This is a genomic window from Streptomyces canus (assembly GCF_041435015.1).
GTDB lineage: Bacteria > Actinomycetota > Actinomycetes > Streptomycetales > Streptomycetaceae > Streptomyces > Streptomyces canus_G.
The window spans coordinates 2,295,527-2,310,045 of sequence record NZ_CP107989.1 but is presented as its reverse complement, the minus strand read 5'-3'; the positions used below and the strand labels follow the sequence as shown (position 1 = coordinate 2,310,045).

Sequence of the window (14,519 nt, the reverse complement as noted above, 5' to 3'; positions counted from 1 at the left end):
CCTCATGTGCCGCTCGCACCGGGGTCGGACCCCGGTGCGCCGATCGCGCGGGGTATCTGCTTGCGAGAGGTGACGCCGAGCTTGCGGAACACCTTGTTCATATGGAACTCCACGGTCGACGTGGTCACGAACAACCGCGTCGCGATCTCCGCGTTCGTCAGCCCCGAAGCGGCCATGGAGGCCACCTGCCGTTCCCGGGGCGTGAGATCGAACCTGGTCTCCTCGGTCCGCCTGCGGGCCGTCTCACCGGTGGCCAGCAACTCGATCCGGGCCCGTTCGGCGTACGGCATCGCGCCGAAGGCGTCGAAGCTCTCGTACGCGGCACGCAGCTGTGTCCTGGCCTCGGAACGCCGCTTGCCCCGGCGCAGCCACTCACCGAACAGCAGCCGGGCCCGGGCCTGTTCCAGCGCCACGGGAACCCGCCCCAGCAGTTCGACCGACTCCTGGTAGAACTTCTCGGCTGCGTCTCCGTCGGCTGTCAGTGCCCGGCCGAGGGCCAGGGCGCCCAGGGCCCAGGGCGTACCGGCGAGCGGGGCGCGTTCCTCCAGCCGGGCCATGGCCTCGCCGGCACCCGCTCGGTCGCCGGTGCGCACAGCGGCCTCCACGAGCAGCGGGAGAACGTGACTGCCGCAGGCCAGGGGGTCCTCCTCGAAAACCGCGCGCGCGTGCTCCAGCGCCTGCCGGTAGCGGCCCCGCCCCAGCTCGAACAGGGTCAGAGCGTGCCGCGCCAGGAGCCCGAGCAGACCGTGGCCGATGCCCCTCATCTCCGCCGCGCGGCGCACCGCCGCCCGCAACTCCGCCTCCCGGCCGGTCAGGGCGAAGAGGTGGAGCCGGTTGATGTCCCCGCCGCCGCGGAAACCGGTGTCGGCCGCAATGTCCTCGAACTCGGCGTAGCGGACCTCCGCCTCCGCGAACCGTCCGTCCCAGAGTTCGCAGCGCGCCTCGACGAGCAGCGTCATGCCCAGCGCGTACAGCGCGCCGGCGTCGCGGTCCGCCGCCGCCAGCCGGCCGGCGATGTCGCGCTCGGCCTGGACGTCCCACAGATCGTCGCAGGCCATGGACAGCATCACCGCGAACGGACTGTTCGCGTCCCCGATCTCGCGGGCGTTCCGCAGCCGGTCCAGGGCGGTGCGCAGCACGGGCACGCCGTGTGCGTAGCCCCCGGCCACGCGCCGGGCGAGACCCTCCATCAGCAGGTCACGGCCGTACGCGACGGTGTCCGGACGGTGCGGGACGGCGGCAACGGCCGCCGCGACCTCGGTCAACGACGTGCCCTGCGTACCGCCGTGGGCGACCAGCGCGGCGTGCAGCGCCTCACAGAGCAGCTCCCAGGTCAGCCGTGGGTCCTGCGGACCGAGCCCGGTTATGGCGTCCATCAGCATCGCGGGGACGTCGGCGACGACGATCCCGAACATCTGCGCGGTCGCCCGTATGCGCAGCTCGCGCGTGCGCATCACCGGGCCACGGATGTCGGCGCCGGCCAGGTCCAGCGCGGTCCGTGCCGCCGACGCGTCGCCCGAGATCAGATGGGCCTGCGCCGCGTCGAGGAGCCGCTCGGCGCGTTGGCCCGGGTCACCGGTGAAGTCGGCGGCACGCGACAGGAACAGCGCCTGCTGGGAGTAACCGCCGCGGGAGCGGGCTCGCTCGGAGGCGGCCTCCAGATCGTCGGCGACCTTGTCGTCCACGCCCTCGCAGGCGGCTTCGGCCCGGTGCCAGGCACGGCGGTCGGCGTCCCGTACGGCGTCGCAGGCGGCGGCCAGTGCCGCATGGGTCCGGCGGCGTGCTGCGGGTTCGGCTCCGGCGTACACCGTGGAGCGGATCAGAGGATGCCGGAAGGCCGTCGGCATGCCCCGGCCGAGAATGCCCGCGAGGACCGCCGGCTCGGCGGCGCGGGCCGACAGGCCCAGCCTCCCGGCCGCCCGCCACATCATCCCCGTGTCTCCCGCAGGAGCCGCCGCGAGCAGCAGCAACAGGGCTTCGGTCTCCGGCGGCAGGGCTCGGACGAGGCGCTGGAAATGGTCCTTCAGCAGGCGGCCCACCGGCAGTGGATCGGGCAGCGGGGCGATACCGGACAGCTGCTCGGCAGCGAGGGCGTCGGCCAGTTCCAGCAGCGCGAGCGGATTGCCGCCGGTCCCGGCGACGATCCGGTCGGCCACGGCCGGGTCCACCCGACGGGTGCCGAAGGAGAGCAGCACCTTGGCCTCGGACTCGGGCAGACCGGTCACGGCGTGCGCGCCCAGCGCGTCGAACAGGCCCGCGCCGCCGAGCGCATCGCGGACGGCGACGATCAGGCCCAGGGAGTCGGCATGCAGCCGGCGAGCGGCGAACGCCAGCGCCTCGGCCGACTCCCGGTCCAGCCACTGCGCGTCGTCCACCAGGAGGAGCAGGGGCTGATCGGCGGCGACCTCCGACAACAGGGTCAGCGTCGCCAGTCCGACCAGGTAGCGGTCCGCGGGGGACCCCTTCGCCAGGCCCAGAGCCGCGTTCAGTGCGGCCCCCTGCGGCTCGGGCAGCCGGGCCGCCCGGTTCAGGAACGGCCGCAGCAGCCGGTGCAGCGCGCCGAAGCCGAGACCGGTCTCCTGCTCGACCGCGGTCAGACGGACCACGCGCAGGCCCCCGGCCCGGGCCGCGGCGTGATCCAGCAGCCGGGTCTTGCCGATTCCGGGTTCGCCGGTCAGGACCAGGGCTCCGCTCAGGCCGTCGCGTACGGCGTCGAGGAGCCGTCCTATGGCCTCCCGTTCCGCGTGACGGCCGACCATCGCAGGGGACCGCCCGGATGCCTGTTGGACGCCGTTCCACACCATGGGACCGCTCCCCGACTCGTCGAGACCCTGTGGGGGGAACGCTAGGAGCGCCGCGCGGTCGGCGGCGAGCGTCATGTGACGGTGGTCAGGACAGTGCGCTGACCACCGTCCGCAGCTCGGCGCGCGAGACCACGCCCAGCTTGGGGAAGATCCGGTGGAGATGCGAGCTGACGGTGCGGTGCGACAGGTACAGCCGCTGGCCTATCTCGCGGTTGGTCAACCCGTCGGCGGCGAGCCGGACGATCTGCAACTCGTGGGCGGTCAGCTGGTCACGGGCGTCCGGGGCCCGGCGGCGGCTGGTCTCACCCGCGGCCCGCAGTTCCCGGCGGGCCTTCTCCCCCCACGGGATCGCGCCGAGCGCGTCGAACATGTCGCGGGCCGCCCGGAGGTGGTCGCGGGACTCGACACTGCGCCGACGGCGCCGGAGCCACTCGCCATACGCCAGGTGGGTCCGGGCCCTGATCAGGGGCCACGCGCTGAGATCGGCGCCCAACGCGGTCGTGAAGAGCGGGTCGGCGTCCTCGTCGGAGGCCAGCAGGGCCCGGGCCAGACGCAGGTCGGCGTGCAGCACCGGCGCGGGGGTCACCTGGGCGACCTCTTCCAGCTCCGTCACGATCGGGAGCACGGCTTCCAGCCGCCCGCAGTGCGTCGCCGCGTCCACGAGGTCGCCCACGGTGGTCAGCCGCAGGGCGACCTGGAAGGCGGGGTCCGCCGGATCGTGCAGCCGGCGGAAATGACCGAAGGCCTCCTCGAACCGCCCGGCGCCCAACGCGGCCAGCCCGCGCGCCATCGTCGCGGTGGCCAGCACCGGACGCGCCCCGGCCGGAAGCCCGATCCCCTCCGCCTCCTCGGCCAGCCGCAGGGCGGAATCCACCTCACCCCGCACCGCGGCCAGCTTGCCCGCGGTGGCGGTCATCAGCGCGTACATCATCGTCTGGCTGGTCTCGCGCGCCAGCCTTCGTGATTCCTCGGTCGCGGCGATCGCCGCACCGAGGTCGCCCACCACCAGGGCGCTCCACGCGTCCGCACCGACCGTACGGGCCAACAGCCCCAGCCGTCCCTGGACACGCAGCGGCGCACCGCCGGCGGCCGAGAACACCCGGGCCAGGTCGTAGCCGCCGACGAGCAGCGAGGCGGTGCTGAGCATGCGGTAGGCGCGGCCGTCGTCACCCTCTTCCAGCGCGACGCGGCGGGCCCGGTCCAGGACGAAGGCGCCGCGATCGACCGGCGCGGCGTAGGCACTGATGGCCAGCCGCCACGGATCGAGTTCGTCCAGCTCCATCCGCTCCACGGCCTGAAGGACCGCGCGGCGTCCCTCCGCCCCCGGCTCGGACCAGAAGCACAGTTGCGCGGCGCTCCACAGGATCCGCAGCGCCAGCGGGCGGTCCTGCGCGGCCATCTCCTCGGCGAGTGCCGTCAGCGAGACGGCGCCGGACGAGTGGCCGTGCAGTCCCTCGTCGAAGCTGCCGCGAAGCCAGACGACCGTGGCGTGCTGCCGCCGTGACAGCGGGCCGGTGAGTGCCTGGTCCAGCAGTCGGGTCACGGTCTCGGGCCGGCCGAGTTCGACGGCGAAGTCGGCCGCCCGCAACAGCCGTTCCGCTCGGTGGCCGATGTCCTCGCTGAGCGCGGCGGCCTGTTCGAGGGCCGTGACGGCCGCCGCGACGCCGCCGCGGCGCGCGGCTCGGTGAGCGGCGTCCTCCAACGCGGCGGCGACCGCCTCCGCCGGGCTGTCGGCCGCGGCGGCCCGGTGACGTATCTGCCGGTCCGGCTCTTGATCGAGTACGGCGGAGAGGGCGGCGTGCGCGGCGCGGCGGACGCCGCCGGGCATGGTCTGCTGGATGGCCGACCGCATCAGTGGATGCCCGAAGCGCAGCTCGGTGCCGACGACGTGGACGAGCCCGGCACGCACGGCCGGGTCGAGCTCCGCGGCCGAGGCCGTCGCGCCGGTCAGCTGCCGGGTCGCGGTGTAGATCTCGGGAAGTGACGGACTGTCGTTGAGAGCCGCGATCCGCAGCAGGGCTCGGGTGGTGTCCGGCAGGGTCTCCAGGCGGTCGGTGAAGGCCCGCTCGAGCCGCTCGGTGAGGGGCAGTTGGGAGACGTGCGGATCGGCCGACGCGCCGAGGGTGCGGGACAGCTCCGTCAGGGCCAAGGGGTTCCCGGCCGCCTCGGCCAGCAGTCGGCGGTGCGCCGTCGGACGCAGGTCCGGAGCGTGGTCCGCCAGGAGTTCCGTGGCCTGGCCTTCGGTGAGCGGGGCCAGGGTCACGGAGGTGAGCTCGTCGGGGCTCAGACGCGACCGGTGGCCGTCGCGTGCGGCTCCCACCATGACCACCGGCTCCGTGCCGACCCTGCGCGCCACGAAGGCCAGGACGCCGGCCGTGGCGTCGTCGAGCCACTGGACGTCGTCGGCCAGGACCAGCACCGGAGCGACCGCGGCGGCGTCGGCCAGGAGGTTGAGAACCGCCAGACCGACCAGGAAGACATCCGGGACAGCGGCTTCGGCGTGCCCGAGGGCGGTGTCCAGGGCCTGCCGGTGCGGCGCGGCGAGCTCGGCGGCTCCCGCGGCCAACGGGCGGAGAACCAGCTGCAGACCGGCGTAGGGGATGTCGCTCTCGGCCTCGACACCGCTGGTGCGCAGAATCCGGTAGCCGAGCCTCTCGGCGAGAGCGGCGGTCTCGGCGAGCAACGCCGTCTTCCCGATTCCGGGCGCGCCACGGACCAGCAGCGCGCTCCCGTGGCTCCGCGGATCGGCAAGCAATCGGCGCAACAGATCCAGCTGGTCGTCCCGACCGACGAGCTCCACGTTCCCCCCATCAGCCGGGTCCCCGGACTCGGTCTGTCTGGAAGGTCAGAGTACTGCCCCGCGGCCGACGATCTGAGAGGGAAACAGAGCTCCGACGAACGGCCGCTTCGCCTCGCCCCCGGGTAAGGAGGCGACGCTTCGGATCCGCCACCGGGCGCGGCCGGCCGGAAGCCCGGCGGCTGCCCGCAACGGCACGGCCGCGTCGGCCTGTCGCAGCGGCAGTCCGCCGACCGACGCGCCGGCGGGCAGGGGCGGCCGTCCGCGCCGAGGAGACCACCCGGTGACGCCGGACGGCGACCGGTACATCAGGTCGCCCGCACGGCAGGGTTGAGGCATCCGGCGTCCTCGTACTCCCTTCTCCGTCACGAAGTCGGTGGCGGGCGGTCGACCGCGCGTGGAACGGGTCGGGCGAGGCGATCACCGCGCGCAGGTCGCCGGCCTCCGCACGGTCCGTGGGCGACCTGGCCCGGTGTCGGGGAAGGAGTCCGTCAGAGAGCGTCGATCATGCCGCCGTCGATCAGGAAGTCCGCGCCGGTGATGTTCCCCGAGCGCCGGCTCGCCAGGTAGAGCACGAGGTCGGCGACCTCGGCCGGGGTGCTGAACCGCCCGGTGGCCGCCGCCCCGGCGGCACTGCGGGCCACCTCGCCCGGATCGACGCCCAGCGACTGACCGACGGTGTCGGCGACACCGCCCTCGCCCTTCCACAGCGCGGTCTCGACCGGCCCGGGACTCACCGTGTTGACGCGGACGCCTTCCGGCCCGACCTGCTTGGACAGGGCCTTGCAGAAGTTCGTCAACGCCGCTTTGGCGGCGCTGTAGTCGATGACCAGCGGATCGGGCAGGCGGGCGTTGACCGAGGAGACGGTGACGATCCGTCCGTCGCCGCTCGCGATCAGATGAGGCAGCGCGGCACGGGTGGCCCGCACGGCGGCCATGAAGTTGATCGTGAAGGCCCAGTCCCAGTCGGCGTCGGACACGGCCTGGAAACCGTCCACGCGCGGACGCACCGCGCCGACGTTGTTCACCAGCACGTCGACGCCGCCGTACCCGGCGACCGCCTCCGCCACCAGCGCGGCCGGGGCGCCGGGCTCCGTCAGGTCCAGCTCCACGACGGTGAGTTCGGCGCCGCCCTTGGCCAGGGCGTCCAGGCCATCGGTACGTCGTCTCGAACCCGCGACGACGCGGGCGCCGGCGCCGAGGAGTGCCTCGACGACGGCCAGGCCGATCCCGCGCCCGGCCCCGGTGACCACGGCACTCCGCCCGGCCAGACCGAGGTCGAAGGCGGCGGGCCCGAAGGTGCTCGGCGTCATCGCGCGTCCCCCAGGTTCTGTCGGCCCAGCCAGGCCAGGACCGTCTCGGCGACCTCGCGCCAGCCGCTGTCGATGGTCAGGGAGTGCCCGCGGTCGGGGAAGCCGATGATGTCGGTGACGGCCTCGGAGTGCCGGTACTGCTTGAGGGTCGCGCGGGTGACGGTCTCGGGAACGGTGTGATCCTTGCCGCCCGAGATCAGCAGCAGCGGGCCCCGTCCGTCGTTGCCGGTGGCGACCTTCGCCGCGGAGTGCGGGTTGAAGTTGGCGGAGGCCGCTTCGTAGAGCGGCTTGCCGGGGGCGGGGATGGTCCAGCGTTCGTACAGCGCCGCGGACTCCTCCTCGGTGACCGCGTTGCCGAAGGCGAACCGGAACTGCTCAGCGGTCAGGGACACCGCACGGCGCTTGTTCGCGGGGTTCCTGAACACCGGGAGGGTGGCCCTGAGCGCCGACAGCGGCAGCGGCAGGACGCCCTTGATCTGCGCGGCGTCGATCGCGACGGCCGCGGCGGCGCGGTCCTGGCCGAGCAACTTCTGCGCGATCATGCCGCCGAAGGAGTGACCGATCAGGACGGGCGGCACGGGCAGCTCGGCGATCAGTGCCGCGTAGTGCTCCACGACGTCGTCGATGCCGTGGTCGGCGATGCTCTCCGGGTTCGACCGGGCCTCGGCGACGGTGTCGGGGTCGCCCGGCCAGCCCGGGGCGGACGGGTCGTAGCCCTCCTTACGGAACAGGTCGATCCACGGCTGCCAGGAGGCGCTGTGCAGCCACAGCCCGTGGATGAAGTAGACGGGGATCGGCATGGTCATGGTTCAGTCCTCCTGCGGGGCGACGTGCCGTTCCGACAGTGGCTCACACAACCCGACTTCCGGCGCGCTCGAACCGGGGTGACACCCCAGTCCCGTACGACCGGACACCGAGCGGCCCCGGGCTTGCCCGTCGGCCGCCTCCGATCGGGTGCCGTGTGCCCGCCGAGGAGTCTCAGGCGCGGTCCCCCGGCGTGTCCGGCGTGAGGTCGGGAGGCCCGGGAGACCTGGAACGCGCCGTGGCCGAGCTGACCACCAACAGCGTCCTCCGCGACGCGGGCTCGGGGACACCGCGGATCCGGGCCGACAGCGACCGGATCGTCTGCGAGGTCCACGACGGCGGACAGCCGGCCGATCCGCCGACCGGCCGCCGCCCGCCGAATCCCGCGCAGCACAGACAGGTATGGGTGCGGGAAGACGGGGTACACGCTGCGCCGTTGGCCGTTTTGCAGGCGGTAGCGGTCGGCTCCGACGGTGGGAGGGCACAGCATGGCGCTCATGAACATTCCGGCGGCAGCGGACGCAAGAACGAGCGAGCTGCCGGAGGTCGCACTGATCGAGATGAACATGTCCCTGGTCCGATACGCGGCCGGCCGAGGCCTGATCAAGGCCATCGACCGATGCGAACTGACGCCGAAGGGGAGTTCACATTCTTCGCGATTCCCTGCATCGTGGGCGAGAGCAAGCGGTTCTTTCGCGACACCACCTGGGCCGTACACGTGCCGCGCCGACAGCAGGAAGCCCGCGTCCAGCTCGCCCGCGCCACCGAGGAACTGCACTGCCTGCTCGGCCGCACCCCCACGGTCAAAGACCTGTCGGAGCTGATGAGCCCGCCCGAGGAAGAGGTGCGGGAGGCCCGGCCGCCAACGGCTACAACTCCACCTCTCTGGACGCCGCGACCGGCGGCGGCGAAGACGGCGAGAGCGCCCTGCAGGACTTCATCGGCGCCCAAGACCAGGCGCTGGAACCGGTGGAGGCCTTGCACACCCTCGCCCAGATGCGCATCTCCCGACACCGGCAAGACCGATGCCACGAGGCAAGCGGCAGGACGGCGCCGGCCGATGAGAACGTCGGACCAAATGTGGATGATTCTGGATGAAACAGGACCCCCCGACCATGTCTGAGAGACTCCCGAGTATGGATATCGCCCGCAGGAACAATGTCAGCGTGACCGGCAATCCGCAGGGGCGGCCGGTGGTGCTGGCTCATGGCTTCGGGTGCGATCAGAACATGTGGCGGCTGACACTGCCTGCGCTGGTCGAGGACTACCGGGTGGTGCTGTTCGACTACGTCGGCTCGGGCCGCTCGGATGCGGCAGCGTTCTCGGAGGACCGTTACGCCTCCCTGGCCGGCTACGCCCAGGACGTGGTGGAGGTGTGCGAGGCGCTCGATCTGCGCGATGCGGTGTTCGTCGGACATTCGGTCAGCGCGATGATCGGCGTGCTGGCGGCCGACAAGGCACCGGAGCGGATCGGGGCGCATGTGATGGTCGCTCCGTCTCCGCGGTACATCGACGACGACGGCTACCGCGGCGGGTTCAGCGCCGAGGACATCGACGAGTTGCTCGAGTCGCTGGAGTCGAACTATCTGGGCTGGTCGGCAGCGATGGCCCCGGTGATCATGGGGAACGCGGACCGTCCGGAACTCGGCGAGGAGTTGAAGAACAGCTTCTGCGCCACCGACCCGGAGATGGCGCGAGTGTTCGCCCGGACCACGTTCCTGTCGGACTCGCGGGCCGACCTGAAGGGCGTGAACGTGCCCACGCTGGTGCTGGAGTGCACCCAGGACGTGATCGCTCCCCGGGAGGTGGGTGCCTTCGTCCACGAGGCCATCCCCGGCTCGACGCTGGTGACGCTGGAAGCGACCGGGCACTGCCCGCATCTGTCCGCGCCCGAGGCCACCAACCAGGCGATCACGGAGTTCCTGGCGGCCCTGCGGTGATGTGCCGCACCGGGCAGCAGCCCGATCCGCACGAGACCGGCGACGAGAAGACCTCCAGCGCGGCGTTCGCCGCTCTGCTGGAGGACAGCGCCGAGGAACTCTACGAGAGCGCGCCCTGCGGATACCTGTCAACGCTGATGGACGGCACCGTCGCGAGGATCAACACCACGCTGCTGACCTGGCTCGGCCTGGACCGCGAGGCGGTCGTGGGCCGGATGCGGTTCACCGACCTGCTGACGGTGGGCGGCAAGCTGTACCACGAGACGCACTTCGCCCCCTTGCTGCGGATGCAGGGCGAGATCAGCGGCATCGCCCTGGAGATCAGACAGAACGGCGGCGGCCGGATACCGGTGCTGGTCTCCTCCGCGGTCAAGCACGGCACCACTGGCGATCCCCTGCTGATCCGCACGACCATCTTCGACGCCCGGGATCGTCGCACCTACGAACAGGAACTCCTGCGCAGCCGGAAGGCAGCCGAAGAAGCACGCAAACAGGCGGAGACCGACCGGGCCCGGCTGCAGGACGCCCTCGCCGTGCTCCAGCAGTCCTTGCTGCCCGACACCCTCCCGGCGGTACCCGGGATAGAGACGGCCGCCCACTACCACACCGCCTCACCGGATCGGCTCGGAGGCGACTTCTACGACGTCTTCCCCATCGACGGCAAACGCTTCGGCTTCTTCCTCGGCGATGTGTGCGGCAAGGGACCCCAGGCGGCGGCGGTCACTTCACTGACCCGCTACACCCTGCGCGCCGCCGCACTGCACGACCCCGACCCCGTCGGTGCCCTGACCACCCTGAACAAGGTGCTCCACGAGCGGTACGCCGGCGCCGGCAACGATCCGCGCTACTGCACCGTGGTGTTCGGCGCCCTCGACCCGGACCCCGACACCGGGCAGGTCGCCGTCCACCTGGCCTCGGGCGGCCACCCTCCGGCCATCATCATGCGTGCCGACGGCACCGCCGACTTCCTGCCCACCCCCGGTGGCCTCCTCGTCGGCATCCTGCCCACCGCCCGCTTCACCACCGCCACGACCGTGCTCGCCCCCGGCGACACCCTTCTCCTCTACACCGACGGCCTCACCGAAGCCCGCACCGGCGAAGACCGCACCAGCCTGTACGGGGACGAGTCCCTGCTCGCCTTCGCCGCCGGCCAGGCCGGCAAGTCCCCGCCAGCCGTGATCCGGGCCCTGACCGGCCTGTTGCACAGCTTCGGTGACGGCCTCGACGACGACACCGCCCTGCTCGCCCTCGGCGTCCCAGCCCCCAACCCCCAGACGAGAAGCAGTCCATGAGCCCACTGAAGATCACCACCCGAGACGCCGCCACCGGTCCCGTACTGGAGATCTTCGGCGAGTTGGACTACGACAGCGCCACCGAACTGCGTGAACTGATCCCCGCCCTCACCCTCCGACCGGGTCAGCGCCTCATCCTGAACCTCGGCGGCATGGAATTCTGCGACTCCAGCGGGCTCAGCGCCCTGATCGCGGCCCACAACCACGCCCAGGCCGCCCAAGCGGACATCGCACTCGCTGCCGTACCCGCCCATACCCTGCGCACCCTGCGCATCGCCGGCCTCGACCAGATCTTCCCCATCGCCCCCGACAGCGCGCCCGGCCCTCAGTCCTGAGCACGCCCTCCGCTCAGCAGGCGGTGACTGTGGAGCCGGCGCCGGAAGACCTTCGAATCCATCCACCGAACTGCCGCGCGCCCTGGTTCCGGCGGTCGCGTTCATACCTGTCCGGATCGCTGTGCCATGCCTGTGCACCTCCGACCACGTGGTGCGCATCTGGCTGGAGCCGATTCTCCCCAGAGGGCCGCTTGCAGCAGTGCCGGGGTGATGCTGCCTGGTGCGAAACCGTAAGGAGACCGGTCCGTTGTCCCAAAACCAGTGCCGGCCCGCGACCATGCAGACATGGATCATCCAACGGGGGGACGCGGCCGGGCGGGGACGCTGGCACGCGGATGCATGGTGGCCGGGCTGGTCGTGGTCAGCGTGGTGTGCACGCTGGTGATCTGCCTGCTGTGGCAGATCCACCGCACGTGGAACCGCACGCCGCCCGACGTCGGCGTCTTCGCACACTCCGCTGCCACCCGGACCGCCGACGTGGCCGCGGCACGCCGAAGTTCCGCGCGCCTGACGGACCTGACGTCGGCCTTGTCGTGGGCCGTTCCACTCGGCACATCGGTGGCGGACTCCTGCCGGACGGAGGACCAGAACCCGTTCATGGGGCCGGCGCGCTGGGCGCCTGTCAACTGCGTGCGCAGCAGCGTCCTCTACCTCGCGTTCGACGGGGACATCCGCACGCGCCTCCACCAACTCGACGCCGTACTGGCCGAGCAGAAGTGGGTGGGCTCGGGGCAGTTGCCGCACACGCTGACCGGCATGGCGACCTGGATGAGCCAGGCCGGCGGTGACCAGTCCCCGACCGTGTCGCAGCGGGGAAGCACCGAACCCCCGGGTTCGCAGCCGATCTGCCTGTCCACGTCGTACGGCCCAGCCATGCAGCAGCAGGAACTGGCGCACGGCGGGCTCGGCGTCCGGCTGCGCGTGTCCGTGGCGGAGCTTCCCTGCACGCCCCAAGCGGACACCGGCGACATCCAACTAGGCGGCACCCTGGAGAAGTCCGCGACTGACGGAATCACCTACCTCACCTGGCACCCACTGTCGACCTCCGCGGTCAGCCGGTCCGCCTACACCGCGCACCGCTACCTGGCCGCCTTCTCCCTCGTCGACAGCTATGCCCTCCAGCCCACGCCGACGGCCTCCGCGCCGACCAGACAAGTCGACGACGTCTCGTCGTGCCCCATCGGCAGCCATGGCGACTGACCAGTGGCGTACTGCCTTGCCATGGTCTCCCCTGAGTGGTGGACACGCTGATACCGGATCTTGTTGCGGGTCAGGGCGTTGGTGACGGCGCATAGTGGTGGGCAAGGTTGGTGGCGAGGTCCCGGAGGTGAGCCCTGGCTTCGGTGGGGCCGTGCACAGTGACGGCGCTCCCGAACGGCAGTAGTGCTCGCACGTCCTCCAGATGCAGGAAGCGGATCGTTACCCTGCGGCCGGTGGCGGATTCTTCATGGCCGTCCGGGACGAGTCGTAGGCCAAAGATCCGTTGCGCTCGCGCGATCTGGGTCTGGTCGATGGTGGCGCTGACCTCTATCGCGTGGTTGTGCTCCCACTGATCAATGAGCGCTGCAGCGACGGTGGCCAGGGTCTGGCCCTCGCGGATCCGTCGTGGCTGGTCGACTTCTTTCCACGTCGTGATCCGTTCGAGTCGGTACATCCGTGGCACTCGGGCACAGTCGGCGACGAGGTACCAGATGCCGGCCTTGGCGAACAGCCCGTAGGGATCCACGACCAGTTCGCGTGGGCATGGCTCGCGTGGGCTGTCGTACTCGATCCGTAGCCGGCGACCTCGCCGCACTGCGCCGATCAGCGAAGCCGGAGTCGTGCCGGAAGCTCGTGCCTGACGCCAGGGACGGCTGTCCACGTGCACTACGTCGGTGAGCGGCAGGAGCTCATGAACTCGACGTGGCTGTGCAGCAGCGATCTTGGACAGCGCGCGCCGGCTTTCGACCGATGCGTTGAGCTCCGCACGTTGCTTCTCGTCCAGCCCGGTGAGCGACAGATGATCACGCTCGGCCGGTGTGAGTCGGGTGAGGTCGAGCCCGGACCCGGGCAGCATGGTCACGCCTCCGAGGCGGCCCCGGTGCGCGGTCACCGGCAGACCGGCGTCGCGGAGCCAGTTCAGGTCTCGGGTGATGGTTCGAAGGGACACCCCGAGCGCTGACGCGAGTTCCTGTGTGGTCACGGCATCCCTCGATGTGAGGAGCAGCATCAGGGTGAAGAAGCGGTCTGGGGTCACACCCCAATTTTTTCAGGAATTGCGACACGATGCGGCGCATATCCTGGTCAGGCTGGTGGATGCGTACCTACCACCTGAGAAGGAACAACCATGACCACATCCGTCGTGTCCATCGTCTACGTGAACGACGCTCCCGCCGCAGCGCGTTTCTACGGCGACCTCCTCGGCATGAGCCCCTCGTTCGAGACTTCGGGATACATCACCTTCGACCTCGGGCCAGGCGCTGACCTCGGTCTGTGGTCCGGCCAGTTCGAGGATCTGTCACCGGACGTCCCGCGCACCAGTGAGGTTTGCCTGGCCATCGACGGTGGACGACCCGACGAGCTCAACGCGACCTTTGAGCAGTGGAAGTCCAAGGGGGTCACGATCCTGCGCGAGCCTCATGATGCGGGGTTCGGGCTGACCTTCCTCGCAGCCGATCCTGACGGGAACCGTATCCGCGTCGCACCGAAGGGCTGAAAGGCCGCAATGCGGCAGGCGCGCACGACAGGTGTCGCGCCTGCCGTCGTCTGACTTCGAGAGGACGACGAGTGCCCCACGAAAGCCGCCAGTTCGGCTACGTGTCGGCCGTCTCCAGCAGCCACCAAGTCGCCACGCCCACAGGGAAGTTCCCGGTGAAGGCGTTGATGGCGAAGATCCCGAGGCGTGCCTGGCAGCGGTACTTGGCCGGTGCGGGCGCGAAGGGCGAGCGATACGACGACTGGGCCAGGTCGACGCAGTAGCCACCCGCTCTGCCGGCACGATCCTTGACACGAACCGCTCCAAAGAGCGACGGGCTCGGTGCTGAGTCCGCTTCGAGCAGTTCGTCGACACCGCACTCGTCCGCGACGCCATGACGGACTGACGGCTTCTGGGGCGAGGACCTACGCCTCAGGCCCTGCGGGGGCGACCCCTGTGCCCGGTCGTACGGGCACGGGGGCGTCCTGGGTGGCTGCCCAGGAGGCGAGCAGGCGCAGTCCCTCTTCGGAGGGTGAGCCGGGTTGGGCGCTGTAGTTCTC

General features: G+C 71.1%; 11 protein-coding genes and 1 pseudogene. 7 read left to right on the top strand and 5 right to left on the bottom strand.

Translation table 11 applies throughout. The features are described 5' to 3' along the window. Nucleotides 1–2: 2 nt before the first annotated feature. The 4 genes from OG841_RS10330 to OG841_RS10315 all read right to left on the bottom strand — a co-directional run bounded on the left by OG841_RS10330 (nucleotide 3) and on the right by OG841_RS10315 (nucleotide 7,720). Nucleotides 3–2,879: an ATP-binding protein gene (locus tag OG841_RS10330; protein ID WP_328641697.1), complete on the bottom strand. Its 2,877-nt coding sequence runs from the start codon at nucleotides 2,877–2,879 to the stop codon at nucleotides 3–5. A 10-nt stretch (nucleotides 2,880–2,889) separates the two neighbouring features. Next, complete coding sequence (locus OG841_RS10325; protein ID WP_328641698.1) at nucleotides 2,890–5,604, bottom strand: ATP-binding protein; 2,715 nt, start codon at nucleotides 5,602–5,604, stop codon at nucleotides 2,890–2,892. Between the two features lie 488 nt (nucleotides 5,605–6,092). Further along, the gene (locus tag OG841_RS10320) at nucleotides 6,093–6,914 is read right to left on the bottom strand and encodes an SDR family NAD(P)-dependent oxidoreductase (protein WP_328641699.1); all 822 of its coding nucleotides are present in this window, start codon (nucleotides 6,912–6,914) and stop codon (nucleotides 6,093–6,095) included. Next, nucleotides 6,911–7,720 carry an alpha/beta hydrolase gene (locus tag OG841_RS10315; protein ID WP_328641700.1) on the bottom strand — a complete coding sequence of 270 codons (810 nt, stop codon included), beginning with the start codon at nucleotides 7,718–7,720 and terminating at the stop codon, nucleotides 6,911–6,913. Before OG841_RS10315 ends, OG841_RS10320 begins: the two co-directional genes overlap by 4 nt. A 549-nt stretch (nucleotides 7,721–8,269) precedes the next feature. Here OG841_RS10315 and OG841_RS10310 point away from each other — a divergent pair. From OG841_RS10310 to OG841_RS10290, 5 genes and pseudogenes are all read left to right on the top strand, one after another. Next, a pseudogene (locus OG841_RS10310) lies at nucleotides 8,270–8,744 on the top strand (sigma-70 domain-containing protein); the annotation flags it as partial. Between the two features lie 110 nt (nucleotides 8,745–8,854). Further along, the gene (locus OG841_RS10305; protein ID WP_328643691.1) at nucleotides 8,855–9,658 is read left to right on the top strand and encodes an alpha/beta fold hydrolase; all 804 of its coding nucleotides are present in this window, start codon (nucleotides 8,855–8,857) and stop codon (nucleotides 9,656–9,658) included. Then, entirely contained in the window at nucleotides 9,658–10,950 is a 1,293-nt protein-coding gene (locus OG841_RS10300; protein WP_365119038.1) for a PP2C family protein-serine/threonine phosphatase, read from the top strand. The genes OG841_RS10305 and OG841_RS10300 overlap by 1 nt, the downstream gene beginning before the upstream one ends. Continuing rightward, nucleotides 10,947–11,285, top strand: a complete 339-nt coding sequence (locus OG841_RS10295) for an STAS domain-containing protein (protein ID WP_328641702.1) — start codon at nucleotides 10,947–10,949, stop codon at nucleotides 11,283–11,285. The genes OG841_RS10300 and OG841_RS10295 overlap by 4 nt, the downstream gene beginning before the upstream one ends. A gap of 285 nt (nucleotides 11,286–11,570) precedes the next feature. Beyond that, entirely contained in the window at nucleotides 11,571–12,485 is a 915-nt protein-coding gene (locus OG841_RS10290; protein ID WP_371564548.1) for a hypothetical protein, read from the top strand. A gap of 70 nt (nucleotides 12,486–12,555) precedes the next feature. Here OG841_RS10290 and OG841_RS10285 read toward each other — a convergent pair whose 3' ends face one another. Next, nucleotides 12,556–13,521: a helix-turn-helix transcriptional regulator gene (locus OG841_RS10285; protein ID WP_371564546.1), complete on the bottom strand. Its 966-nt coding sequence runs from the start codon at nucleotides 13,519–13,521 to the stop codon at nucleotides 12,556–12,558. A 90-nt stretch (nucleotides 13,522–13,611) separates the two neighbouring features. Between OG841_RS10285 and OG841_RS10280 the strand changes: the two genes are divergently transcribed. After that, entirely contained in the window at nucleotides 13,612–13,980 is a 369-nt protein-coding gene (locus OG841_RS10280) for a VOC family protein (protein ID WP_266555071.1), read from the top strand. Between the two features lie 71 nt (nucleotides 13,981–14,051). Continuing rightward, nucleotides 14,052–14,243, top strand: coding sequence for a hypothetical protein (locus tag OG841_RS10275; protein ID WP_371564543.1), 192 nt, complete (start codon nucleotides 14,052–14,054; stop codon nucleotides 14,241–14,243). Nucleotides 14,244–14,519 lie beyond the last annotated feature (276 nt).